Origin of the sequence: Microbacterium hanjuni, from assembly GCF_043556395.1 — a bacterium.
Classification (GTDB): domain Bacteria; phylum Actinomycetota; class Actinomycetes; order Actinomycetales; family Microbacteriaceae; genus Microbacterium.
Map to the genome: position 1 here is coordinate 274,960 of NZ_JBIGIK010000001.1, position 23,133 is coordinate 298,092.

General features: G+C 69.7%; 27 protein-coding genes. 17 read left to right on the forward strand and 10 right to left on the reverse strand.

Annotated elements, in window-relative coordinates; all coding sequences use genetic code 11:
* Window positions 1-87: 87 nt before the first annotated feature.
* Together ACFXP5_RS01475 and ACFXP5_RS01480 are read right to left on the reverse strand one after the other, a co-directional pair.
* Window positions 88-618: a dinucleotide-utilizing enzyme gene (locus tag ACFXP5_RS01475; RefSeq protein WP_394526377.1), complete on the reverse strand. Its 531-nt coding sequence runs from the start codon at window positions 616-618 to the stop codon at window positions 88-90.
* Between the two features lie 103 nt (window positions 619-721).
* Window positions 722-1,702: a COX15/CtaA family protein gene (locus tag ACFXP5_RS01480; RefSeq protein WP_394543230.1), complete on the reverse strand. Its 981-nt coding sequence runs from the start codon at window positions 1,700-1,702 to the stop codon at window positions 722-724.
* A gap of 266 nt (window positions 1,703-1,968) precedes the next feature.
* On the opposite strand from ACFXP5_RS01480, the gene sufB reads away from it, so the two are divergent.
* The 11 genes from sufB (at window position 1,969) to ACFXP5_RS01535 (ending at window position 12,236) form a co-directional block, all read left to right on the forward strand.
* Window positions 1,969-3,387, forward strand: a complete 1,419-nt coding sequence (sufB, locus tag ACFXP5_RS01485) for a Fe-S cluster assembly protein SufB (RefSeq protein ID WP_394526381.1) — start codon at window positions 1,969-1,971, stop codon at window positions 3,385-3,387.
* Complete coding sequence (gene sufD, locus ACFXP5_RS01490; protein ID WP_394543231.1) at window positions 3,388-4,599, forward strand: Fe-S cluster assembly protein SufD; 1,212 nt, start codon at window positions 3,388-3,390, stop codon at window positions 4,597-4,599. It begins immediately after the preceding gene.
* Complete coding sequence (locus ACFXP5_RS01495; protein WP_394526385.1) at window positions 4,596-4,925, forward strand: non-heme iron oxygenase ferredoxin subunit; 330 nt, start codon at window positions 4,596-4,598, stop codon at window positions 4,923-4,925. The genes sufD and ACFXP5_RS01495 overlap by 4 nt, the downstream gene beginning before the upstream one ends.
* A 13-nt stretch (window positions 4,926-4,938) precedes the next feature.
* Window positions 4,939-5,709 (forward strand): Fe-S cluster assembly ATPase SufC, encoded by a 771-nt coding sequence (gene sufC / locus ACFXP5_RS01500; RefSeq protein WP_394526386.1) that lies wholly within the window; start codon window positions 4,939-4,941, stop codon window positions 5,707-5,709.
* Between the two features lie 9 nt (window positions 5,710-5,718).
* Entirely contained in the window at window positions 5,719-6,048 is a 330-nt protein-coding gene (locus tag ACFXP5_RS01505; RefSeq protein ID WP_394526387.1) for a metal-sulfur cluster assembly factor, read from the forward strand.
* 44 nt (window positions 6,049-6,092) lie between these two features.
* The gene (locus ACFXP5_RS01510) at window positions 6,093-7,256 is read left to right on the forward strand and encodes a MalY/PatB family protein (RefSeq protein ID WP_394543233.1); all 1,164 of its coding nucleotides are present in this window, start codon (window positions 6,093-6,095) and stop codon (window positions 7,254-7,256) included.
* An 82-nt stretch (window positions 7,257-7,338) separates the two neighbouring features.
* Entirely contained in the window at window positions 7,339-8,283 is a 945-nt protein-coding gene (locus tag ACFXP5_RS01515; RefSeq protein WP_394543234.1) for a siderophore-interacting protein, read from the forward strand.
* A gap of 29 nt (window positions 8,284-8,312) precedes the next feature.
* Window positions 8,313-9,293, forward strand: a complete 981-nt coding sequence (locus ACFXP5_RS01520; RefSeq protein ID WP_394526392.1) for a FecCD family ABC transporter permease — start codon at window positions 8,313-8,315, stop codon at window positions 9,291-9,293.
* Window positions 9,290-10,360, forward strand: coding sequence for a FecCD family ABC transporter permease (locus ACFXP5_RS01525; RefSeq protein ID WP_394543236.1), 1,071 nt, complete (start codon window positions 9,290-9,292; stop codon window positions 10,358-10,360). The genes ACFXP5_RS01520 and ACFXP5_RS01525 overlap by 4 nt, the downstream gene beginning before the upstream one ends.
* Entirely contained in the window at window positions 10,357-11,178 is an 822-nt protein-coding gene (locus ACFXP5_RS01530; protein ID WP_394526395.1) for an ABC transporter ATP-binding protein, read from the forward strand. Before ACFXP5_RS01525 ends, ACFXP5_RS01530 begins: the two co-directional genes overlap by 4 nt.
* Before the next feature lie 29 nt (window positions 11,179-11,207).
* Window positions 11,208-12,236, forward strand: coding sequence for an ABC transporter substrate-binding protein (locus ACFXP5_RS01535; protein ID WP_394543237.1), 1,029 nt, complete (start codon window positions 11,208-11,210; stop codon window positions 12,234-12,236).
* 76 nt (window positions 12,237-12,312) lie between these two features.
* Here the strand turns inward: ACFXP5_RS01535 and ACFXP5_RS01540 are convergent, their stop codons facing one another.
* Complete coding sequence (locus tag ACFXP5_RS01540) at window positions 12,313-12,942, reverse strand: biotin transporter BioY (RefSeq protein ID WP_394543238.1); 630 nt, start codon at window positions 12,940-12,942, stop codon at window positions 12,313-12,315.
* A gap of 70 nt (window positions 12,943-13,012) precedes the next feature.
* Between ACFXP5_RS01540 and ACFXP5_RS01545 the strand changes: the two genes are divergently transcribed.
* A complete protein-coding gene (locus ACFXP5_RS01545) occupies window positions 13,013-14,611 on the forward strand; it encodes an ABC-F family ATP-binding cassette domain-containing protein (RefSeq protein ID WP_394526401.1) in 1,599 nt (532 codons plus the stop codon).
* Here ACFXP5_RS01545 and ACFXP5_RS01550 read toward each other — a convergent pair.
* The 4 genes from ACFXP5_RS01550 to ACFXP5_RS01565 form a co-directional block, all read right to left on the reverse strand.
* The gene (locus ACFXP5_RS01550; RefSeq protein ID WP_394543239.1) at window positions 14,584-15,474 is read right to left on the reverse strand and encodes an SURF1 family cytochrome oxidase biogenesis protein; all 891 of its coding nucleotides are present in this window, start codon (window positions 15,472-15,474) and stop codon (window positions 14,584-14,586) included. The two genes, ACFXP5_RS01545 and ACFXP5_RS01550, sit on opposite strands and share 28 nt — an antisense overlap.
* Entirely contained in the window at window positions 15,471-15,677 is a 207-nt protein-coding gene (locus ACFXP5_RS01555) for a hypothetical protein (protein WP_394526404.1), read from the reverse strand. The genes ACFXP5_RS01550 and ACFXP5_RS01555 overlap by 4 nt, the downstream gene beginning before the upstream one ends.
* Complete coding sequence (locus tag ACFXP5_RS01560) at window positions 15,674-16,036, reverse strand: DUF3099 domain-containing protein (RefSeq protein WP_394543240.1); 363 nt, start codon at window positions 16,034-16,036, stop codon at window positions 15,674-15,676. The genes ACFXP5_RS01555 and ACFXP5_RS01560 overlap by 4 nt, the downstream gene beginning before the upstream one ends.
* A 65-nt stretch (window positions 16,037-16,101) precedes the next feature.
* Window positions 16,102-16,554, reverse strand: a complete 453-nt coding sequence (locus ACFXP5_RS01565) for a DUF4190 domain-containing protein (RefSeq protein ID WP_394526408.1) — start codon at window positions 16,552-16,554, stop codon at window positions 16,102-16,104.
* 133 nt (window positions 16,555-16,687) lie between these two features.
* On the opposite strand from ACFXP5_RS01565, the gene fabG reads away from it, so the two are divergent.
* Entirely contained in the window at window positions 16,688-17,398 is a 711-nt protein-coding gene (gene fabG / locus ACFXP5_RS01570; protein ID WP_394526409.1) for a 3-oxoacyl-ACP reductase FabG, read from the forward strand.
* 30 nt (window positions 17,399-17,428) lie between these two features.
* On the opposite strand, the gene ACFXP5_RS01575 is transcribed toward fabG, so the two are convergent.
* Together ACFXP5_RS01575 and serB are read right to left on the reverse strand one after the other, a co-directional pair.
* Entirely contained in the window at window positions 17,429-18,124 is a 696-nt protein-coding gene (locus ACFXP5_RS01575; protein ID WP_394543241.1) for an alpha/beta fold hydrolase, read from the reverse strand.
* A 47-nt stretch (window positions 18,125-18,171) separates the two neighbouring features.
* A complete protein-coding gene (gene serB, locus ACFXP5_RS01580) occupies window positions 18,172-18,807 on the reverse strand; it encodes a phosphoserine phosphatase SerB (RefSeq protein WP_394543242.1) in 636 nt (211 codons plus the stop codon).
* A 94-nt stretch (window positions 18,808-18,901) separates the two neighbouring features.
* Between serB and ACFXP5_RS01585 the strand changes: the two genes are divergently transcribed.
* Window positions 18,902-19,375, forward strand: a complete 474-nt coding sequence (locus tag ACFXP5_RS01585; protein WP_394543244.1) for an S-ribosylhomocysteine lyase — start codon at window positions 18,902-18,904, stop codon at window positions 19,373-19,375.
* Window positions 19,376-19,450: 75 nt separating this feature from the next.
* Here ACFXP5_RS01585 and glgC read toward each other — a convergent pair whose 3' ends face one another.
* On the reverse strand, window positions 19,451-20,692 hold the full coding sequence (glgC, locus tag ACFXP5_RS01590) for a glucose-1-phosphate adenylyltransferase (protein ID WP_394526416.1): 1,242 nt from the start codon (window positions 20,690-20,692) through the stop codon (window positions 19,451-19,453).
* A gap of 76 nt (window positions 20,693-20,768) precedes the next feature.
* Here glgC and glgA point away from each other — a divergent pair, with 76 nt between their 5' ends.
* The 3 genes from glgA (at window position 20,769) to ACFXP5_RS01605 (ending at window position 23,118) form a co-directional block, all read left to right on the forward strand.
* Window positions 20,769-21,962 carry a glycogen synthase gene (gene glgA, locus ACFXP5_RS01595; RefSeq protein WP_394526418.1) on the forward strand — a complete coding sequence of 398 codons (1,194 nt, stop codon included), beginning with the start codon at window positions 20,769-20,771 and terminating at the stop codon, window positions 21,960-21,962.
* Between the two features lie 9 nt (window positions 21,963-21,971).
* Window positions 21,972-22,754, forward strand: coding sequence for an ABC transporter ATP-binding protein (locus tag ACFXP5_RS01600; RefSeq protein WP_394526420.1), 783 nt, complete (start codon window positions 21,972-21,974; stop codon window positions 22,752-22,754).
* A gap of 112 nt (window positions 22,755-22,866) precedes the next feature.
* Complete coding sequence (locus ACFXP5_RS01605; protein WP_394526421.1) at window positions 22,867-23,118, forward strand: type B 50S ribosomal protein L31; 252 nt, start codon at window positions 22,867-22,869, stop codon at window positions 23,116-23,118.
* The last annotated feature ends 15 nt before the right edge of the window (window positions 23,119-23,133 follow it).

Below are 23,133 nucleotides of genomic sequence, written 5' to 3' on the forward strand. Positions count from 1 at the left end.
CAAACGAGAAACGGCCCGGCGGCCGGGAATCCGTGCTTCGCACAGTCTCTCGGCCGCCGGACCGATACTCGGCGGGGGCGGTGCGGCTCAGCGCCGGGTGTCGTCCTCGGGAGCGGATGCTGCGGGGCCCGAGCCGGTGTCGATGAGCGGCGCGTCGTGGGTAGCGGCGGCCGGGGCGGTCGCGGTGCTGGGCACCTCGACGTCGGGGTCTTCCGCGATCACGGGAGCGGCGGTCGTGGCGGGGGTGACGGGCTGTCCGGCGAAGAGGGCGTCACTCGCCGACGGGGCGAGGCTCTCCTCGACCGTGCCGTCATCGGCGGTCCAGTCGATCGCCTCGACGGCGACCGCATCGGTACGTGCGACGAGGCTGCGGGCCGCGGCGAGGGTCAGCGCGAGAGCGACACCGACGATGCCGGCGCCGAGCAGGATCGCGCCGACGACGGCCCACGACTGGCCGCCGTAGACCTGGGCGGTGGTGGCGGTGCCGTCTTCGAGGCCGCGTTCCATGACACCGAGTCGATCGAACACGGTCCACAGGCCCAGGACGCCGACCACGACGGATCCGATGAGAAGGATCCAGAACGGGATGCTGGTGATCAGGCGGGGACGAGAGGTCATACGAGGTCAACTCCTAGATGTCTCCGGGCGCGAACGCGCGCCACGGCAACGTCCAGTCTGCCCTGCTCGGAGCCCCGCGCCTGGTGTACGGCCGATGAGTTGGCTATGAACGCGCTGTCTGCGCCATCAATCGCGCGGGCGCTGCGACGGGCGTCTTCTGCTTCAGGACGACCACGACCATGGTGGCGGCGGCGAGCGCGGCGAGCACCATGTGGGTGCCGACGGCCCACTCGGGCAGGCCGTTGCGTGCCTGGTACAGCCCCACGGCGATCTGCACGACCTCGACCGCGAGCAGGGCGGTGACCCAGCGCTTGACGGGCAGGTCGCGACTCCACGCCACGACGGCGAGCACGAGGGTGAGCGCGAAGAGCGTGTAGCCGGGCCATGAGTGCACGTGCTCGAGCACCTGTGCGTCGAAACCGCTGCGCACGGCGTCATCGTCGCCGGAGTGCGGGCCGGCGCCGGTCGTGAGCACGCCGAACACGATCGTGACCGCGAGCACGAGCGTGGTGACGTGCGTCGCGATGCGGTACCACCGCGGCACGGCGAGGGTTCGCGCACCCGGGGCCGTGTTCATGCGCACGAGGAAGGCGGCGCTCACGCTCACCAGCACGACCGAGGCGATGTAGTGGAAGCCGACGATGAAGGGGTTGAGACCGGTCAGCACGGTGATGCCGCCGACGACCGCTTGCGCCACGACGCCGCCGAGCACGATGAGGGCGAGCACGAACAGGTCGCGACGCTCGCGACGCATCCGCCAGACCAGCACGACCACGGCGAGGGCGAGGATGCCGACGAGACCCGTCAGGGTGCGGTTGCCGAACTCGATGACCCCGTGGATGCCCATCTCCTGGGTGTTGACGAGGGAGTCGGCCGTGCAGGTCGGCCACGTCGGGCAGCCCAGCCCCGAACCGGTGAGGCGCACCGCACCGCCGGTGGCGATGATCAGCACCTCCGCGAGGAACGACAACCACGCCACGATGCGGACGCGACGGTCGATGCGATCGGGCAACCACGCGAGGAACCGCACGAGCGGGAGCGGGAGCGCGCTGTTGCGGCGGTCGGTGGTGGGGTGCGCGGACATGCGGGTCGCCTCCAGCCAGGTTCCTCGGGAGCGAACTATCCCAGTGTGGGGGCACCCACGCGAGGAGGCGGAACCTGTAGAATCAAGGGGTTCGGGATGCCCCGCTCACGCGGACGGCATTACCGACAGTCTAGGCGCGATGACTCCCTATCAGAGGGCATCGTGCCTCAAGCGGGCCCACGAGCCAACCCCCTTCCTCGGAACACCGTGAGAAGGGGAATGTCTGGACGGATGACACCGTTGCGGCCCGAGAGGAGAGGAACGTCATGACCGATGTACTGATCGACCGGCCCGAGCTCGAGGGGCTTGGGGTGTACGAGTTCGGCTGGCACGATGCGGATGCTGCAGGCGCCAGCGCGCGCCGTGGCCTCACCGAAGCCGTCGTGCGCGACATCTCCGCGCTGAAGAGCGAGCCCGAGTGGATGCTGAAGAACCGGCTCAAGGCCTTGCAGCTCTTCGAGCGCAAGCCGATGCCCACGTGGGGCGCCGACCTCAGCGAGATCGACTTCGACAACATCAAATACTTCGTCCGCTCCACGGAGAAGCAGGCCGGCTCCTGGGAGGAGCTGCCCGAAGACATCCGCAACACCTACGAGCGTCTGGGCATCCCGGAGGCGGAGCGTCAGCGCCTGGTCTCCGGTGTCGCCGCCCAGTACGAGTCGGAGGTCGTCTACCACCAGATCCGCGAGGACCTGGAGGAGCAGGGTGTCATCTTCATGGACACCGACACCGCTCTGCGCGAGCACCCCGAATTCTTCGACGAGTACTTCGGCACGGTCATCCCGTCGGGTGACAACAAGTTCTCTGCGCTCAACTCGGCCGTCTGGTCGGGTGGGTCGTTCGTCTACGTGCCCCCGGGCGTGCACGTCGACATTCCGCTGCAGGCCTACTTCCGTATCAACACGGAGAACATGGGCCAGTTCGAGCGCACGCTGATCATCGCCGACGAGGGCTCGTACGTGCACTACATCGAGGGCTGCACGGCGCCGATCTACAAGAGCGACTCGCTGCACTCGGCCGTCGTCGAGATCATCGTGAAGAAGAACGCCCGCGTTCGCTACACGACGATCCAGAACTGGTCGAACAACGTCTACAACCTCGTCACCAAGCGTGCGATCGCCCACGAGGGCGCGACCATGGAGTGGGTCGACGGCAACATCGGCTCCAAGGTGACGATGAAGTACCCGTCCATCTTCCTGGTGGGCGAGCACGCCAAGGGTGAGACCCTCTCCGTCGCGTTCGCGGGCCCCGGCCAGCACCAGGACGCCGGCGCGAAGATGATCCACATGGCGCCGTACACGCAGTCCTCGATCGTCTCCAAGTCGATCGCCCGAGGCGGCGGTCGCGCCGGCTACCGCGGTGAGGTGCGCGTCGATGCCAACGCCCACCACTCCGCGAACACCGTGCGCTGCGACGCTCTGCTCGTCGACACCAAGTCGCGCTCCGACACCTACCCGGCGATCGACATCCGTGTCGACGACGTGCAGCTCGGTCATGAGGCGACGGTGTCGAAGGTCAGCGAGGAGCAGCTCTTCTACCTGCAGTCGCGCGGCCTCCCCGAGGACGAGGCGATGGCCATGATCGTGCGCGGGTTCATCGAGCCGATCGCTCGCGAACTGCCGATGGAGTACGCGCTCGAGCTCAACAAGCTCATCGAGATGGGCATGGAAGGATCGGTCGGCTAGATGACGACGACCACCACCCCTCTCCCGGGGAGCACCGCACACACCGACGGGGGATGGGGCGATAAGGCCGTGCGCGCCCGCCCGATCCAGACCCGGTCCGAGCGACCCCATTCGTTCGAGCCCGCCGATTTCGGTGCCCCGACCGGGCGCGAGGTCAACTGGAAGCACACCCCCATCAACCGGCTCGGTCTGCTGCTGGACGACCCGGCGCCCCTCGACGAGGGCGCCGAGCCTGCCCTGCGCATCGACACCGCGACCACCGCGCACCTCGTCGCGTCCTCTGGTCTGGACGCACCCGTCCGCGGTGAGTTCTTCCGGCCGGAAGACATCGTCGCCGCCCTCGCCTGGCAGCGCTCGACCGACGCCGTGCACGTGCGCTTCAACCAGAACGAAGAGGTCGACGAGCCCGTGCGCCTCGACCTGGTGGGCCTCGGCGCCGACCGTCGCGCCGACTCGCACATCGTGATCGAGGCGATGCCGAACTCGCGCGGCACCGTGGTGCTCTACCACTCGGGATCCGCCGCCTACGCGCAGAACGTCGAGATCATCGTGCGCGACGGCGCCCAGCTCACGGTCATCACCGTGCAGCGCTGGAGCGACGACGCGGTGCACGCCGCCACCCACCAGGCACGCGTCGATCGTGACGCGAGCCTCACGCACGTCGTCGCCAGTCTCGGCGGAGGCGTCGTGCGCGTGAACCCCTCGGTCGAGCTGTCGGGCGCGGGCTCGCAGGCCCGTCTGTTCGGCCTGTCGTTCTCCGACGCCGGTCAGCACCTCGAATCGCAGGTCTACCTGCACCACAAGGGTGCGCACACCACCGGCGACGTGCTCTACAAGGGAGCCCTGCAGGGCGAGAATGCACGCAGCGTCTGGATCGGCGACGTCCTCATCGGACCGGATGCCGCCGGCACGGACTCCTACGAGGCGAACCGCAACCTCGTGCTGACCGACGGCGCACGCGCCGACAGCATCCCGAACCTCGAGATCGAGACCGGCGACATCGTCGGCGCCGGTCACGCCAGCGCGACCGGTCGCTTCGACGACGAGCAGCTCTTCTACCTGCAGGCGCGCGGGATCTCCGAGGACGAGGCACGCCGCCTCGTCGTAGTGGGCTTCCTCAACGAGATCGTGCAGCGCATCACGGTGCCCGAACTCGTGGTCGAACTGACCGCGGCCATCGAGCGCGAGCTCGCGGAAGGACTCCCCGCATGAGCGCGACACGGGTCTGCGCCCTCAGCGAGCTCGAGCAGGATGCTGCCGTCCGCTTCGAGGTCGACGGCGTCGCGATGGCCGTCGTGCTCGACGCCGAGGGCGAAGTGCACGCGATCGGCGACAACTGCACCCACGGCGACGTCTCGCTCGCCGAGGGGTTCGTCGACGGCGACACGCTGGAGTGCTGGGCGCACGGCTCGGCGTTCTCGCTGCGCACCGGTCACCCCCTCAACCTCCCGGCCTACGAGCCGGTACCCGTGTACGCCGTGACGATCGAAGGGGACGACGTTCTGATCGACCCGACGGTCCTGCGCGCGACGAACTGACGAAAGAAGCGACATGACTGTTCTCGAGATCCGCGACCTGTACGTCACCGTGCAGACGGAAGCCGGAGCCAGCCCGATCCTCAACGGCATCAACCTGACGATCCGCACCGGTGAGACGCACGCCATCATGGGCCCCAACGGCTCGGGCAAGTCCACCTTGGCCTACACGATCGCCGGGCACCCCAAGTACACCGTCACGAGCGGTTCCATCACCCTCGACGGCGCCGACGTGCTGATGATGACGGTGGACGAGCGTGCACGCGCCGGGCTCTTCCTCGCGATGCAGTACCCGGTCGAGATCCCCGGGATCACCGTGACCAACTTCCTGCGGACCGCGAAGACCGCGGTCGACGGCGAGGCACCCAGCATCCGTTCCTGGACCAAGGACGTCAAGGCGTCGATGAAGAACCTGCGGATGGATGAGAAGTTCGCCCAGCGCAACGTCAACGAGGGCTTCTCGGGCGGCGAGAAGAAGCGTCACGAGATCCTGCAGCTCGAGCTGCTCAAGCCGAAGATCGCCGTCCTCGATGAGACCGACTCCGGCCTCGACGTCGACGCGCTGAAGATCGTGTCCGAGGGTGTCAACCGCGCCAAGCAGGCCAATGACCTCGGCGTGCTGCTGATCACCCACTACACGCGCATCCTGCGCTACATCCGCCCCGACTTCGTGCACGTCGTCGTCGCGGGTCGCATCGTGGAAGAGGGCGGCCCCGAGCTCGCCGACCGTCTCGAAGCCGAAGGTTACGACCGGTTCATCCCGGCCGACGGCCCGGTGGAAGCGTAGAATCGTTACATGACCGCAACGATCACCGCCGAGAAGTACGACGAGGTCACCGAGGCGCTCAAGGACGTGATGGATCCCGAGTTGGGGATCAACGTCGTCGACCTCGGCCTCATCTACGACCTCGCGTGGGACGACGAGAACGACGCGCTGGTCATCCACATGACGCTGACCTCCGCCGGCTGCCCGCTCACCGATGTGCTCGAGGAGCAGACCGCGCAGGCGCTGGACTCGGTGGTGGACCGCTTCCGCATCAACTGGGTGTGGATGCCGCCGTGGGGCCCCGAGCGCATCACCGACGACGGGCGCGACATGATGCGCGCCCTCGGTTTCGCCATCTGACGACGTCTTCGCGCGCCGCGCGGCGGCGTGAGTAGGCTCGATGGATGAGTGCGACACCCCTGCGTGCCCTCCCGCTCGACGAGCTGAGGCAACGCTCCAGTTCGAAGTGGCGCACCTACCCGCCGGAGGTGCTGCCGCTCTTCGTCGCCGAGACCGACTTCGCTCTCGCCCCCGAGGTCACCCGGGTGCTGGAGCGGGCGGTGCGCCTCGGTGACACCGGCTACACGCCACCCGACACCGGGATCGCGCGCGCCTACGCCGGGTTCGCCGCCCGACGCTTCGGCTGGCAGGTCGACCCCGCACGCGTGCGCACGACGGGCGATGTCATGGTCGGCGTCGTGGAGCTGCTGCGCGCGGTGACGAACCCCGGCGACGCCGTCGTGATCACCCCGCCCGTGTATCCGCCGTTCTTCGACACGGTCGTCGAGGCGGGAGCCGAGGTGGTGCGCGTACCGCTCACCGACACGGGGGAGCGGTGGCGACTCGATCTGCCCGGTATCGACCGTGCTCTCGCCGAGGGTGCTCGCGCGGTGCTGCTGTGCAACCCGCACAACCCGACGGGCACCGTGCACTCGCGGGCCGACCTCGCCGAGCTCGCGGCCATCGCCTCCCGGCACGGGGCCGCCGTCATCAGCGACGAGATCCACGCACCGCTCGTGCAGCCGGATGTGGCCTTCACGCCGTTCTTGGATGCTTCGGCCGATGCCGCGCGCGTCGGCTATGCGGTGACCAGCGCGAGCAAGGCCTTCAACCTCGCGGGACTCAAATGCGCGTTGATGGTGTCGGCCGACGAGCGTACGGCCGCCGTGGTGAAGGCGCTCCCCTCGGAAGTCGAGTGGCGGACGGGGATCCTCGGGGCGCTGGCCGGCGTCGCCGCCTTCTCGCCCGAGAGCGATCCCTGGCTCGACTCCCTGCTGGCGGCCCTCGACGAGAACCGGCGGCTCCTGGCCGAACTGCTCGCCGAGCACGTTCCGGGCGCGCGGTACCGCATTCCGGATGCGGGGTTCCTGGCGTGGGTGGATCTCTCCGCGCTCGGGTGGGGGGACAACCCCGCCGCGAAGATCCGCAGAGAGGCCGACGTCGCCTTCCACCTCGGGCCCCTGTTCGGCGCCGAGGGGGCCGGGCACATCCGCATCAATTTCGGATGCTCGCCCGAGGTGCTGACCGAGGCCGTCACCCGGATGGGAGAACTCGCCGCGCCGCGGTGACAGCGCATCCCGGTCGTTTGACGTCGAAGCATCCGACTCGGCCCGGTTGGACGGCAAGGACAGGTAAGGCTAACCTTACAGAGTGCCTCCCGCCCCCACCCTGCTGAGTCGACCGTCGTACCGGCCGTACCGCGCTGAAGTGCGCGCGGTCCGGTCGCTGACCCCCTCGTTCGTGCGGATCACCTTCGGGTGCGAGGCCTTCGAGCACTTCGGCACCGCCGGTCACGACCAACGGGTGAAGCTGATCCTGCCGCTCCCGGACGGCACGTTCAGCGACATCGGCGCGGACGACGAAGAGGCGATGGCCTCGGGACTGTGGTTCCAGCGGTGGCGCGAGACACCCACCGACCAGCGCAGTCCGCTCCGCACCTACACGATCCGCCGTGTCGACCCGGTTGCGTGCGAGGTCGACATTGATTTCGTGGTTCACCACGATCCCGGCCCCGCCGGAGCCTGGGCGATGAAGGCCCAGGTGGGCCAGGAGCTCCTCCTCGTCGGGCCCGACGCGCGCAGCGAGCAGTCCCACCTCGGCCTCGACTGGCACCCCGGCACCGCACGACGCATCCTGCTCGCGGGCGACGAGACGGCGGTACCCGCCGTGGGTGCGATCCTCGAAGCACTCGGCGAGGACCACGAGGTCGACGCCTTCCTCGAGGTGCCGACCGCCGACGACGTCGTGCCGTTCGATCTTCCGCCGCGCTTCCGCGTCACCTGGCTGGCGCGGGACGGCGCCGAGCACGGCGCACAGCTGCGGGCAGCTCTCGAGCAGTGGTGCCGGGATTCCCCGGCGGTGCTCGCTCAGGCAGCATCCCCGCGTCCTCAGCTCGTCGCCGACCTCGACGTCGACCTCGAGCTGCTGTGGGACAGCCCCGAGGACAGCGAGGGGGAGTTCTACGCCTGGATGGCAGGGGAAGCGGCGACGGTGAAGAGCCTCCGGCGCCTCCTCGTCTCCACGCACGGCGTCGATCGCCGCCGCGTGGCCTTCATGGGGTACTGGCGTCTCGGCCAGTCTGAACGCCAAGAATGAACCGCACCGCACGGTCCCGGCGTATCCGGGTGACGGCTGTCTGCGCCTTCGCACTGCTCGCGGTGACGGTGATCGTCAGCCTGCTGGTCGGTGCGCGCCCCATCGCCCCCTCGGTGGTGTGGGAGGCGATCGTCGCCCCGAACCCGCAGCTCGCCGACCACGTCGTCGTGCTCGGTCAGCGCATCCCGCGCACCCTCGTCGGGATCTGCGCGGGTGGCGCCCTGGCCCTCGCCGGCACCGTCATGCAGGGCCTCACGCGCAATCCGCTCGCCGACCCCGGTCTGCTCGGAATCAACGCCGGCGCCTCGGTGGCGGTACTGCTCGCGATCACCCTGTTCGGCATCACGCAGCCGTCCGGCTTCGTCTGGTTCGCCTTCGCGGGAGCTGCGATCGCGGCCGTCGTGGTCGCCGTGATCGGCACCCGAGGGCCCGATGGCGACAACCCCGCCAAACTCGCCCTCACGGGAGCAGCCGTGACGGCGGGTCTCCTCGCGGTCACCTCGCTGATCCTCACCACCTCGATCACCGCCCTCGACGTGTACCGCTACTGGGCGGTCGGCGGACTGACGGTGCGGGGGATCGACACGGTCGCCGTCGTCGCGCTCCCGCTGCTCATCGGCGGCGTGCTCGCCCTCGCCTGTGCGCGGGGCCTCGATCTCATCGCGCTGGGAACCGACACCGCCGCCGGTCTCGGGCAGAACGTCACCCGCACCCGCACCCTCGGCATCATCGCAACCGTGCTGCTGTGCGGCGGCGCCACCTCGCTCGCCGGGCCCATCGTGTTCGTCGGGCTGCTGGTGCCGCACGCCCTGCGGGCGCTCGTCGGCGACGATCACCGCCGCCTGCTGCTCATCGGCGCCCCGGTGGGCGCGTCGTTGCTGCTCATCGCCGACATCCTCGGCCGCGTCATCGCCCCGCCCGGCGAGGTGCAGGCCGGTGTGCTCGTCGCCTTCGTCGGTGCCCCCGTGCTGATCGCGCTCGTGTTGCGCCGCAAGCAGGTGGCGCTGTGATCAATCGCGAGATCAGCGCCGGGGTGGCGACCCCCCTCCGCCCGCCGCGGCCGTCCTCCTTCGAGGCGGTGCGCGCCCACGTCCGCCGCCGACGCACGCTCATCTACGCCGGCCTCGCCGTGCTGCTCGCCGTCGTCGCCGTGGTCGGGATGTCCACCGGCGATTACCCGCTCGCGCCCGACCAGCTCTGGCGCACCCTCTGGGGCGGTGGGGAACGGGTGGAGCAGTACGTGCTCTTCCAGGTGCGGTTGCCTCGCGTGCTCATGGGGATCGTCGTGGGCGGATGCCTCGGCATCGCCGGAGCGCTGCTGCAGAGCCTGCTGCGCAACCCGCTCGCCAGTCCCGACCTGCTCGGCATCAGCGGGGGAGCGAGCGTCGCCGCGGTGTTCGTGCTGCTCATCGTGGGAACGACCGGCCCCGTGCTGGCCGCCGCCGCCTTCGGCGGCGGGCTCGTGGTCGCGGCGCTGCTGCTCGTCGCCGGTCACCGCCAGGGCGAGACCGGGTTCCGCGTCATCCTGGCCGGCATCGGGGCGTCCTTCCTGTGCGTCGCCGTCACCAACTACCTGCTGGTGCGCGCCCAGGTCGAACTCGCCCAGTCGGCGCTGCTCTGGATGACGGGGTCGCTGTCGGCCACCGCGTGGTGGCAGGTCGGCGTGGTCGCGGCCGTCGCGCTGGTGGCGCTTCCGGGTGTCGTGCTGTCCGCGCGGTGGCTGCCCATCACGCAGCTCGGTGCGCAGACCGCCTCCGGCCTGGGCGTGCGCCTCAGCACCGTCCGCCTCCTCGCCGTCATCAGCGCGGTGCTGCTCACCGCCGTCACCTGCGCGTTCGCCGGCCCGATCGCGTTCGTCGCCCTGTGCGCTCCCGCGATCGCACGGTCCCTGCTCGGGCACGGCGCGCTCGGCATCGCCGCGAGCGCTCTCACGGGTGCGGTGCTGCTGGTCAGCGCCGACCTCGTCGCCCAGTTCGCCCTCCCCGGCCTCTCGCTCCCCGTCGGGGTCGTCACCGGCGCGCTCGGCGCCGTGTTCCTCCTCTGGCTGTTGGCCTCCACGAAAGGACGGCAGCTGTGAACGCCGTACCCGCGCCCCGGTTGTCCGCTCGAGGGCTCGACGCCGGGTACCCCGGCCGTCGGGTGATCGAGGGTCTCGACCTCGACATCGCCCCCGGTCGGGTGACGATGATCATCGGGGCGAACGCCTGCGGAAAGTCCACCCTTCTCGGCGCCCTCTCCCGTGCGCACGCCCCCCTGGGCGGGAGCGTGCTGCTCGACGACGTCGACGTGACCGAGATCCCCCGGCGCCGGTTCGCACAGACCGTCGGGCTGCTGCCTCAGCAGCCGACCGCCCCCGACGGCCTCACCGTCGCCGAACTCGTCGCGCGGGGGAGGCACCCGCACCGCGGGGTCTTCCAGCGTTGGGGGCAGGCCGACACCCGCCACGTCGACGAGGCGATGGAGCGCACGGGGGTCGCGGCCCTCGCCGACCGACCGGTGGGAGATCTCTCGGGCGGTCAGCGCCAGCGCGTGTGGATCGCCATGGCGCTCGCGCAGAACCCGCAGATCCTGCTGCTCGACGAGCCGACCACGTTCCTCGACCTCAGCCACCAGCTCGAGGTGCTCGAGCTGCTCGTGGACCTCAACCGCACGGAGGGCACCACGATCGTGGTCGTGCTGCACGAACTGAACCTCGCCGCCCGCTACGCCGACGACCTCATCGTCATGTGCGAGGGGCGCGTCGTCGCCCACGGCTCGCCCACCGAGACCCTCACCCGCGACGTGATCGCCGAGGCATTCGCCCTCGACGCTCTCGTCATCCCCGACCCCCTCACCGGCACCCCTCTCATCGTCCCGGTTCCCGGCGGCGCCCACACGGGCGCTGACCGCGACTGAGTCGCCGAGAGGCTCACGAAAGGAAACCCATGTCCCGTACCCTCCGACCTGCCGTCCTGCTTGCCGCGGCCGCCGTCACAGCACTCACCCTGTCCGCCTGCTCCTCGGGAACCACCCCGGAGGCCGACGCTTCGGCGCCCGCCGCGAGCGACGGTTTCCCCGTCACCTTCGAGCACATCTACGGCGAGACCGTGCTGGACACCGCGCCCGAGCGCGTCGCGACCTGGGGCTGGGGCGCCGCCGACGCGGTGCTGTCGCTCGGCATCGTGCCCGTCGCGATCTCGTCGATGGACTACGGCGGGGGCGAGGACCGCATCGCTCCCTGGGTGTCGGACGCGATCGACGAGCTCGGCGGCGAGCCGCCCGTGATCCTCGACAGCGCGACCTACGAGCTGTCGGTGGAGGAACTGCTCGCAACCGACCCCGACGTGCTGATCGCGTCGTACTCGGGTCTCACGCAGGAGGAGTACGACGCGGTGACCGCCGCCGGCATCCCCGTGCTCGCCCCCGAGAAGGCCCTGTGGTCGACGCCGTGGCGCGACGTGATCACCGATGCCGGCACCGCCCTCGGTCTCGAGGACAAGGCGCAGACCGTGCTGGCCGACCTCGACCAGACCATCGCCGATGCCGCCGCCGAGCACCCCGAGTTCGAGGGCACGAGCATCGCCTACGCCGCCGACGACGTCGACACGTTCTACCTCTACCTGCCGGCCGACCCGCGCGTGGAGATCCTCGAGGACCTCGGCTTCGTCAGCGCCCCGGCCGTCACCGCCCTCGATACCGGCGAGTCGACGTTCTACACGACCGTCTCGAGCGAGAACCTCGACCAGATCGACGCCGAGGTCGTCTTCACGCAGACCGAGACCGAAGACGCCCTGCAGACGTTCCTGACCTCCGACCGCACGAAGCTGATCCCGGCCGTCGCGAAGGGCGCCGTCGGCGCGATCGTCGGCGAGGAGAACGTCGCGGCCATCACGCCGACCGCGCTCTCGGTCGACTTCATCCTGCCGAGCATGGTCGAGCAGCTCGCGAAGGCCACGGCCGTCGCCAAGGGCTGACCGACGCGGCGCAGAGCCTGACGACGAAGACCCCGGATGCTGTCGGCATCCGGGGTCTTCGTCGTTCGAGCGGGGCTCAGCGGGAGCGATCGACCCGGCGCACGAGCACCCACGCGGCGGGGACGGCCGCGGCGGCGATCGCCGCCTTGACGAGGCCGCCGAGGAGGAAGGGGGTGACGCCGGCGGCGAGGATCTGCTCGGGCGACTGCTGCATCCCCAGCACGCCGTTCAGGATGAACGCCATGTAGGGCACGCCGATGAGGAACGGCACGATGCTCGCCAGGGCGAAGCCCACGAAGGCGAGGAGCGGGCGGCGGTCCCACGCGCGCTCGGCGAACCAGCCGGCGACGAAGGCGGCGACGACGAAGCCGAGGATGAAGCCGAAGCTGGGCTTGGCGACCGCGGCGATCGTGCCGGTGAGACCGGCGAACACCGGCAGGCCGGCGAGGCCGGCGAGGAGGTAGGCGGTCAGGGCCGCAGCGCCGCGTCGCGCTCCGAGAGCTGCGCCGACGACGATCACGCCGAGCGTCTGCCCGGTGATCGGTACCGGCCAGAGGGGCACCGAGACCTGGGCGAGCACGGCGACGAACGCCGCTCCCGCGGTGACGAGTGCAGCATCCACCGCGAACGCTCGCGCGCGGGAGGACGGACGGCCGAAGACATCGGCGAGGACGGGGCGGCGCTGGCCGAGAGCAAGTGAGGTCACGGGGCTTATACTAGGAGGCTGGTCATCGCCGCCCTGTGTTCTTTTCCCACCGACAGATCGGACGATCGCTGTGCTCGCCGTGCATGACCTAGAAATCCGGGTCGGAGCGCGCGTCCTCATGTCGGACGTGTCGTTCCGTGTGAGCGACGGCGACAAGGTCGGACTCGTCGGCCGCAACGGCGCCGGCAAGACCACCCTCACCAAGGTTCTCGCCGGCGACCTGCTGTCCGCCGCCGGCTCCGTGGAGCGCTCGGGCGAGCTGGGCTACCTCCCGCAGGATCCGCGCACCGGTGACCCCGAGATGCTGGCCCGCACGCGCATCCTCGATGCCCGTGGCCTCGGTTCCCTCGCGATCGGCATGCACGAGACCTCGCTCCTCATGGGCGACGACGATCCCGCCGTCGCCGAGAAGGCCATGCGCCGCTACGGCAACCTCACCGAGCGTTTCGAGGCCCAGGGCGGCTACGCGGCCGAAGCCGAGGCGGCCTCGATCGCGCACAACCTCTCCCTGCCCGACCGCATCCTCGATCAGCCGCTGAAGACCCTCTCGGGCGGACAGCGTCGCCGTATCGAGCTCGCGCGCATCCTCTTCTCGGACGCGCAGACCATGATCCTCGACGAGCCGACGAACCACCTCGACGCCGACAGCGTCGTGTGGTTGCGCGAGTTCCTGAAGGGGTACAAGGGCGGCCTCATCGTGATCAGTCACGACGTGGAACTGGTCGGCGAGACGGTGAACCGGGTGTTCTACCTCGACGCGAACCGTCAGATCATCGACGTCTACAACATGAACTGGAAGAACTACCTCCGCCAGCGCGTCGCCGACGAAGAGCGTCGCAAGAAGGAACGCGCGGGCGTGGAGAAGAAGGCCACCCAGCTGCAGATGCAGGCGGCGCGTTTCGGCGCGAAGGCCTCGAAAGCGGCCGCGGCGCACCAGATGGTCGCTCGCGCCGAGAAGATGCTGTCCGGTCTCGACGAGGTGCGCCAGGAGGAGCGGGTCGCGAAACTCCGCTTCCCCAAGCCCGCGCCCTGCGGCAAGACGCCGCTGATGGCGACGGGCCTGTCGAAGTCCTACGGTTCACTGGAGATCTTCACCGACGTCGACCTCGCGATCGACCGCGGATCGAAGGTCGTGATCCTGGGTCTCAACGGCGCGGGCAAGACCACGCTGCTGCGGATCCTCGCCGGCGTCGACCGCGCCGACACCGGGGTGATCGAGCCCGGTCACGGTCTGAAGATCGGCTATTACGCGCAGGAGCACGAGAACCTCGACGTCAACCGCTCGGTGCTCGAGAACATGATGTCCTCCGCCCCCGATATCACCGCCACCGATGCCCGCAAGGTGCTGGGTTCGTTCCTCTTCGTCGGGGACGACGTGCTCAAGCCCGCGGGAGTGCTCTCGGGCGGCGAGAAGACCCGACTGTCGCTCGCGACGCTCGTGGTGTCGAGCGCGAACATGCTGCTGCTCGATGAGCCCACGAACAACCTCGACCCCGCGTCCCGCGAGGAGATCCTCGGTGCCCTCGCGCACTACGAGGGCGCCGTGGTGCTCGTCTCGCACGACTCCGGAGCCGTCGAGGCGCTCAACCCCGAGCGCGTCCTCATCCTGCCCGACGGGGTCGAAGACATCTGGGGTCGCGACTACGCCGACCTGATCACGCTCGCCTGATCCGGCCGTTCGGCCGGCTCGGGGGAGTCGATGAGGGCATCCTCCGCGTCGGCGTCGCGGTCGCGGCGCTTGCGCTTCGGGCGCTTCCGGGTGATTCCGGATGCTGCGTCCTCCGCGTCCTCGCGACGGATGCGCCGTTCGCTCACGATGACGTACCCGATGAACGCGAAGCCCATCACCGCGAACAGGATCCACTGCACCGCGTACGACAGGTGAGGCCCTGGGTCATCGGTCGGGGGATCGATCGCGCTCGGTGAGGCGGCCGGCGTGGGGTCCTCCGACACCATCAGGCCGTAGGCGCCGGTCTCCACCGCGGAACCGGAGGCGACCATCCCGCTGATGAGTGGAAGGTTGATCGTGGGCACCTGGCCCTCGTCGGCGGTGCGGCCCGAGGTCGGCAGCGCCTCGCCCGGGCGCAGGCGCACGATCACGGTGACCTCTCCCGCGGGGGGAGAAGGAACGCTCTCGGGCACGGGCTCGGGGTCCCCAGGGGGCACCCACCCGCGGTCGATGATGAGCACCCGGCCGTCGTCGAGGCGGAACGGCACGAGGACCTCGAACGCCGAGGTCCCCCCGCGCGGGCGATTGCGCACCAGCACCTGCTCCTCGGGCAGGTAGGTGCCGGTGACTTCGACCGGGGTCCACTCGGCCGCGGGGTCGAGTTCGGCGCCCGTCGCGAGAGCGGTGCCGAGGGCGACCGGTTCGCGGTTGTAGTTGTTCTCCACGAGCGCCAACTGTCGGGCACGCTCTTCGTTGCGGCTGAACTGCCAGTGCGAGAGGAAGCCGCAGGCGATGGCGAAGACGATCGCCACGGCGACGTATCCGCTCCACCGCACGAGAGCGGGGGTCTCGCGAGCGCTCACCGAGCCAGACCCGCCGAATCGAGCGGCGAGACCTCGACCGGGAAGTCACGCGCCGAGAGATAGTCGCGGAGATAGCCGACGTGGTCGTCGCAGGCCGACCAGAGTTTCTTGCGGTCGGCGGTGTGGATGCGCGGGTTCCGCCACGCGATCACCCACCGGGCGTCATCGCGGCAGCCCGCGCGCGAGCACTGCGCGCTGCTCACGCGGCGTCCTTCGGCGGCGCGATCACAGCCGGGGTCTCGCTGATACGGATGACGGTGGGACCGGCGGCGGGCGCCGTGGAGGCGACGGGGGCCGGGGCCTCCAGCATCCGTTCCGGATTCTCGGCCACCGGCGTCTGAATCTCCTCGCCGACGTTGGCGACGACGACGGCGATCCAGGGCAGGAAGATGGCTGCCGCGCCCAGCACCCAGGTGTACCAGCCGTACGGGGTGATCGCGACCATCGCGATGAAGCAGACGATGCGCACACCCATGGTGATGGCGTATTTGGCGAAGCGTGCTTCGGCCTCATCCCGCGGCGCGCGCGGGAGAGATGTGGCAGAGGGCGGTGTCGTTTTCACGGTCCCCTCAGCGTACGCCGCACCGGCCCCGGGCAGGCGAGGAGTAGTTCGTCGGTGCGGGTAGTTCAGGAGTAGTCGTAGGTCGACGAATCGGCGACCGTGCCGAAGATCAGACCGAACCACAGGATGACCAGCAGCACGCCGAGCGCGGCGAGGGCGACACCGACCCAGCCGATGATCGTTCCGGCCAGCGCCATGCCGCGCCCCGATTCGCCGCTCGTCTTGAGCTGGCGCAAGGAGATGTGGCCGGTGATGACGGCGACGATCGATCCGAGCACGGGCACGACCACGAACGCCGCGATGGCGGCGACCAACGATGTCACCGCGAGCGCGTTCGTCCGCTGCGCGGCGGGGTAGCCGTATCCCGCTGCCGACCCGTAGCCGTAGGGCTGTGCGGTGTAGGGCGGCTGGGAATACGCGGCCGGCGTCGCCGGCGGGGTGTACGAGCCGGGCGCCGGAGGCGGCGTGGGAGCCCCGGGGTAGGAGGCGGGGGTGCTGTACGGGTCGTTGTTGCTCACGGGGAGCCTCTCTATCGCTGACCCTCAGAATTTCAGCGCGCCCCCGCCCTGTCAAACGTTCCCGCGCTTCCGCGGGGGTGCGTGGGCGTCGCCTAGGCTGGATCAGTTCCGTCCACCGGCCCGGGAGTGTGCCATGTCCAACGATCGCGTCGTTCTCGTCACGGGAGGAAACCGCGGCATCGGCCGCGCCATCGCCGAGAGGTTCGTGGCCGAGGGGTACCGCGTCGCCGTCACCGCCCGATCGGGGGAGGGTCCGCAGGGCACCCTCACCGTGCGTGCCGACGTGACCGATGCCGCTGCGGTGGATGCCGCCTTCACCGAGGTCGAGGCGCAGCTCGGCCCCGTCGAGATCGTGGTCGCCAACGCCGGCGTCACCAAGGACACCCTGCTGATGCGGATGAGCGAGGACGACTTCGACTCCGTCGTCGCCACCAACCTCGGGGGTGCGTTCCGCGTCGTCAAGCGGGCGTCCAAGGGGATGCTGAAGGCCCGGTGGGGGCGTGTGATCCTCATCTCCAGCGTGGTCGGGCTGATGGGTTCGGCCGGGCAAGTGAATTACGCGGCCTCCAAGAGCGGCCTCGTCGGTTTCGCCCGTTCGCTCACGCGCGAGCTCGGGGCCCGCGGCATCACGACGAACGTGGTGGCCCCCGGTTTCATCGAGACCGACATGACCGCCGAGCTTCCCGAGGCGACCCAGGCCGAGTACAAGCGCAGCATCCCCGCCGCACGCTTCGCGACCGCCGACGAGGTGGCCGGCGTCGTGACGTGGGTCGCCTCCGATGCCGCGGCCTACATCTCGGGCGCCGTCATCCCCGTCGACGGTGGCCTCGGGATGGGCCACTGAGCCGCACGCGACTCTCCGTGCGACGCGGCTTCAGCGCGCGAGCGCCTCGACCAGTGCGGTCGCGAGTGCGTCGGGCACCGTGAACTGCGGCCAGTGACCGGAGTGGACCTCGACGATCTCGAGGTTCGTGAGCGCCCCGAGTTCGGCCGCCCACGGGGGAGCATCGGCGATGACGTCGCCGATCGCCGCCGCCGGGAAGGTGCCCGTCACCATCGTGACGGGCAGATCGACGCGGCGGGGATCGTGCAGGGCGATCGGGTCGGTGGGCACCCGGGCGGGTACGGCGGCCATCCGTGGCCGCCACAGCTCCCGGGTCGCGGCGTCGAGGTCGGCCACGTCGGCGTCGTCGAAGAACTCCCACCCGGGGAAGGGCACGACGTCGTCGACGACCGGGAAGGCGCTGATGTCGCCGCCGTCCGCGGGTGGGAACGTGTCGACGAACACGACGCGCTCGATCCGCTCGACGCGCGCGTCGGCGGCGCCCCAGACGACATTGCCTCCGCCACTGTGACCGACGAGGGCGACGCGACCCTCGACAGCGTCGATCGCCGTGACGGTGGCGGCGATCCAGTCGGCCAGGCCGATCCCGCTCGACGCGGCGGCAGGTTCGCCGAGACCCGGCATCGTCAGGGCGTGCACCGTGTGTCCGGCGGCCTCGAGGGGTGCGCGCTGCGCGTCCCACGATGAGGAGTCGAGCCAGAGTCCGGGAACGAGGATGACATCCATGGCCGCGAGGGTACTCGCGGGCGACGACATCGGCCAGAGGTCGGCTGTCAGGGCAGGAGCGGGATGACCTGGGAGAGATCCACCGAACCGATGACGAGGTCCGCCCGCTGACGCACGGCGGGCTTGGCGTTGAACGCCAGTCCGAGACCCGCTGCTGCCAGCATCGGCAGGTCGTTCGCACCGTCGCCGATCGCGACGGTGAGCGCGCGGGGCACCGCAGCATCCTGCGCCCATTCGCGCAGAGTCGTGACCTTGCCCGCGCCGTCGACGATCGCCCCGGCCACACGCCCCGTCAGAGCGCCGTCGGCGACGTCGAGCCGGTTGGCCCGCCAGACGTCGACACCGAGCGCCGGGGCGATGGTGTCGAGGATCTCGTGGAATCCGCCCGACACCACGCCGATGCGGCCGCCGCGCTCGTGCACCGCGTCGATGAGTTCGCGAACCCCGGGCGTGGGCTCGATCCGGTCGATCACGCGGGCGAAGGCCGCGACGGGAACGCCGGCGAGCGCGGCGACCCGCGAACGCAGGCTCTCCGCGAAGTCGACCTCGCCGCGCATGGCAGCCTCGGTGGCTGCGGCGACCTCCGCTCCACGCCCGGCTTCGTCGGCCAGCAGTTCGATGACCTCGTTGCGGATCAGCGTGGAATCGGCGTCCAGGACGACGAGGAATCGGGCGGCAGGCACGGGCTCGAGCGTAGCGTGACGGTCGATGACGGCCCGGCGCTCCCGCGCCGGATCGGCGGGGGAGAATGGGGAGTCACCCGAGGAAGGGGCCCCCATGGCCGACGTCGAGAGCTTCACCCTGGACCACACCGCCGTCAAGGCGCCGTACATCCGCCTGATCGGCACCGAGCAGGGTCCGCGCGGTGATGTCATCTCCAATTTCGACGTGCGCTTCGTGCAGCCCAACGAAGGCGAGATCCCCACCGCCGGCCTGCACACGATCGAGCACACCCTCGCGAGCGTCGTGCGCGACCACCTCGACGGTGTGATCGACATCTCGCCCTTCGGGTGCCGCACCGGCTTCCACATGATCACCTGGGGCGAGCCGGCGATCGCCGACGTCGTCACCGCGATCCGCGAGGGGCTGCGCTTCATTGCCGAGACGGCCACCTGGGACGACGTGCCGGGGGTGGATGCCTTCAGCTGCGGCAACTACCGCGACCACAGCCTGCACAGCGCCCGCGAGTGGTCGGCCGAGGTGCTGCGCCGCGGCATCAGCCACGACGCCTTCGAACGGGTCGGCGTCTGACGACCGCCCGGGCTGAGAACCAACGAAGAAGCGCCCCGCGATGCGGGGCGCTTCTTCGTTGGTTGCTCGAGCTCGTCAGTCGACGCGCATGTTCTTGCCGACGATCGTGATGCCGCTGTCGGTGACGGTGAAACCGCGGGCGATGTCGTGCTCCCGGTCCACCCCGACCGTCGCGCCGTCCGCGAGGATCACGTTCTTGTCGAGGATGGCGCGGTTGATGCGCGCCCCCGCCCCCACGCGCACGTAGTCGAAGAGGATCGAGTCGGTGATGGTGGAGCCACCGCCGGCGAGCGCCCACGGGCCGACGACGCTGCGTTCGAGGTGCGTGCCCGAGAGCACGGAGCCGAGCGACACGATGGAGTCGATCGCGTTGCCGATGCGGCCGTCCGAGTCGCGCACGAACTTCGCCGGCGGCGAGTTGAACGTCTGGGCGAAGATCGGCCAGTCGGTGTTGTAGAGGTTGAACACCGGCAGCGTGGAGATGAGGTCCATGTGCGCGTCGTAGAACGAGTCGATCGTCCCCACGTCGCGCCAGTAGGTGCGGTCGCGATCCGTGGCGCCGGGCACCTCGTTGCGCTTGAAGTCGTAGACGGCCGCTTCACCGCGTCCGACGAAGTACGGGATGATGTCGCCGCCCATGTCGTGGTTCGAGGTGGACAGCTCGCCGTCGTACTCGACGGCTTCGATCAGCGCGTCGGTGTCGAAGATGTAGTTGCCCATCGAGGCGAGCACCTCGTGGGGAGCGTCGGCGAGGCCGTCGGGGTTCTGCGGCTTCTCGAGGAAGTCGCGGATGCGGATCGGGTCGTCGGGGTCGACGTCGATCACGCCGAACTGGTTCGCCAGCCCGATGGGCTGGCGGATCCCGGCCACCGTGGCGCGCGCGCCGGAGGCGATGTGCGCGTCGAGCATCTGCGCGAAGTCCATCCGGTACACGTGGTCTGCGCCGATCACCGCGACGATGTCGGGCTTCTCGTCGAGCAGCAGGTTCATGCTCTGCAGGATCGCGTCGGCCGAGCCGGAGAACCAGCGCTTGCCGAGGCGTTGCTGAGCGGGCACCGACGCGACGTAGGCGCCGAGCATCGGTGACATGCGCCACGTCTGCGAGATGTGCCGATCGAGGCTGTGCGACTTGTACTGCGTCAACACGACCAGTTGGCGGAGTCCGGAATTGATGAGGTTCGAGATCGCGAAATCGATCAGGCGGTACTGGCCCCCGAACGGGACGGCGGGCTTGGCACGATCGGCAGTGAGGGGCATGAGCCGCTTGCCCTCACCCCCGGCAAGAATGATTCCGAAGACCTTCGGCGCTGCAGGCATGACCCCACCCTAGGCCCGCCTCCACCACCCGGCCAGACGGTGACTCACCCTTGACAGCTGTACTAGCGTTCGGTTCATGCGCGTCGACGTGATCACCAAGGAGTATCCACCGGAAATCTACGGGGGAGCGGGGGTGCACGTGACCGAACTGGTGCGCGCCCTTCGACGATCGATCGAGGTCGAGGTGCGCGCCTTCGGCGCCGCCCGTGACGAATCCGGCACCACCTCGTACACGGTTCCGACCGAACTCGCCGATGCCAACGGGGCGATCCAGACGCTCGGCACCGACCTGGAGATCGTCTCGGACGTCACCGGGGCCGACATCGTGCACAGCCACACCTGGTACGCCAACTTCGCCGGTCATCTCGCCTCGCTGCTGTTCGGTATCCCCCACGTGGTCACCGCGCACAGCCTCGAGCCGTTGCGGCCCTGGAAGGCCGAGCAGCTCGGCGGGGGATACGCCGTGTCGAGCTTCATCGAGAAGACGGCCTACGAGGGCGCCGCGGCGATCGTGGCCGTCAGCGACGGGATGCGGCGCGACATCCTGCGCAGCTACCCGGACCTTGACCCCGCGAAGGTGCGGGTCATCTACAACGGCATCGACGTCGAGGCATGGCACCCGGTTCAGGATGCTGAGTTCCTCACCGCGAACGGCATCGATCCCGCCCGCCCCTCCGTCGTCTTCGTCGGCCGCATCACCCGGCAGAAGGGCCTGCCCTACCTGCTGCGCGCCGCCGAGCAGCTGCCGCCGGACGTGCAACTGGTGCTCTGCGCGGGTGCTCCCGACACCCCCGAGATCATGGCGGAGGTGCAGGAACTCGTGCGCGGACTGCAGCAGACCCGCGAAGGGGTGGTCTGGATCGACCGCCACCTGGCACGCCACGAGCTGTGCGCCGTCCTCACCGCGGCGACCACCTTCGTCTGCCCTTCGGTCTACGAACCCCTCGGGATCGTCAACCTCGAGGCGATGGCGTGCGGAGCGGCCGTGGTGGGCACCGCGACCGGCGGCATCCCCGAGGTCGTCGCCGACGGAGTGACCGGGCGCTTGGTGCCGATCGACCAGGTGCAGGACGGCACCGGAACCCCCGTCGACCCCGAGCGCTTCGTCGACGACCTCGCGCGCGTGCTGACCGAGGTCGTGACCGATCCCGCCCGCGCAGCCGAGTACGGCCGCGCGGGTCGCGAGCGTGCCGCCGCGGACTTCAGCTGGGAGCGCATCGCCGAGATGACGGAGGAGCTCTACGCAGAGCTGATCGCCCGCGGCCGATAGGCTGGGCCCATGCCGCAGGTCCTGGAGTTCTCCGACGTCGTCGTCCGCCGGAACGGCCGCGAAATCCTTTCGCACGTGGACTGGACGGTGACCGATGAGCAACGCTGGGTCGTGCTCGGGCCCAACGGCGCCGGCAAGACCACGCTGCTGCAACTCGCCGACGCGGTGATGCATCCGACCTCCGGGACCGTGTCGATCCTGGGGGAGCAGCTCGGTCGCACCGACGTGTTCGAACTGCGCCCGCGGCTCGGGTTCGCCTCCTCCGCGACCGCCCGTCAGGTGCCTCCGCAGGAGACGGTGCTCAACGTCGTGCTGACCGCCGCGTTCGCGGTCTACGGACGCTGGCGCGAGGACTACGAAGACATCGACGAGCGTCGCGCGCTGCGCGTGCTCGCGGAGTGGAAGCTCGACCACCTGGCTGATCGCACCTTCGGCACGCTCTCCGACGGGGAGCAGAAGCGCGTGCAGATCGCCCGGGCCGTGATGACCGACCCCGAGCTGCTGCTGCTGGACGAGCCGACCGCGAGCCTCGATCTCGGGGCGCGTGAAGAGCTGCTGTCGTTGCTCGGCGGGTACGCACAGGCGCCGACCACGCCTGCCATGGTCATGGTGACGCACCACGTGGAGGAGATCCCCGTCGGATTCACCCACGTGCTGCTGTTGCGCGACGGCGCCGTGACGGCCGCCGGTCCGCTCGAGACCGCCCTGACGGCCGAGACCCTCACCGAGACCTTCGGCGTGCCGATCACGCTGAGCTCGGACGGCGGACGATACGCCGCCCGCGCATCCTGAGCGCGTTTCGCAGGACCGCTCGCTGCTGGTAGACTCGGTCGCTGGTGCACTCGCACCGCAGACTTTGACGGTCCTGGCCAAATCCAGGACGCCACCTCTCAAAGGGAACCCCATGAAGACTGATACCCACCCGGACTACCGCGCCGTCGTGTTCCGCGACCTCGGCTCCGGCGAGACCTTCCTCACGCGCTCGACCGTCTCGAGCAGCAAGACCATCGAGCTGGACGGTGTCGAATACCCCGTCATCGACGTCGAGATCTCCTCGGCCTCGCACCCGTTCTACACGGGTAAGCAGCGCATCATGGACTCGGCCGGTCGCGTCGAGAAGTTCAACCAGCGCTTCAAGAACTTCGGCGCCAAGTAAGCCTCATCGGCTGCT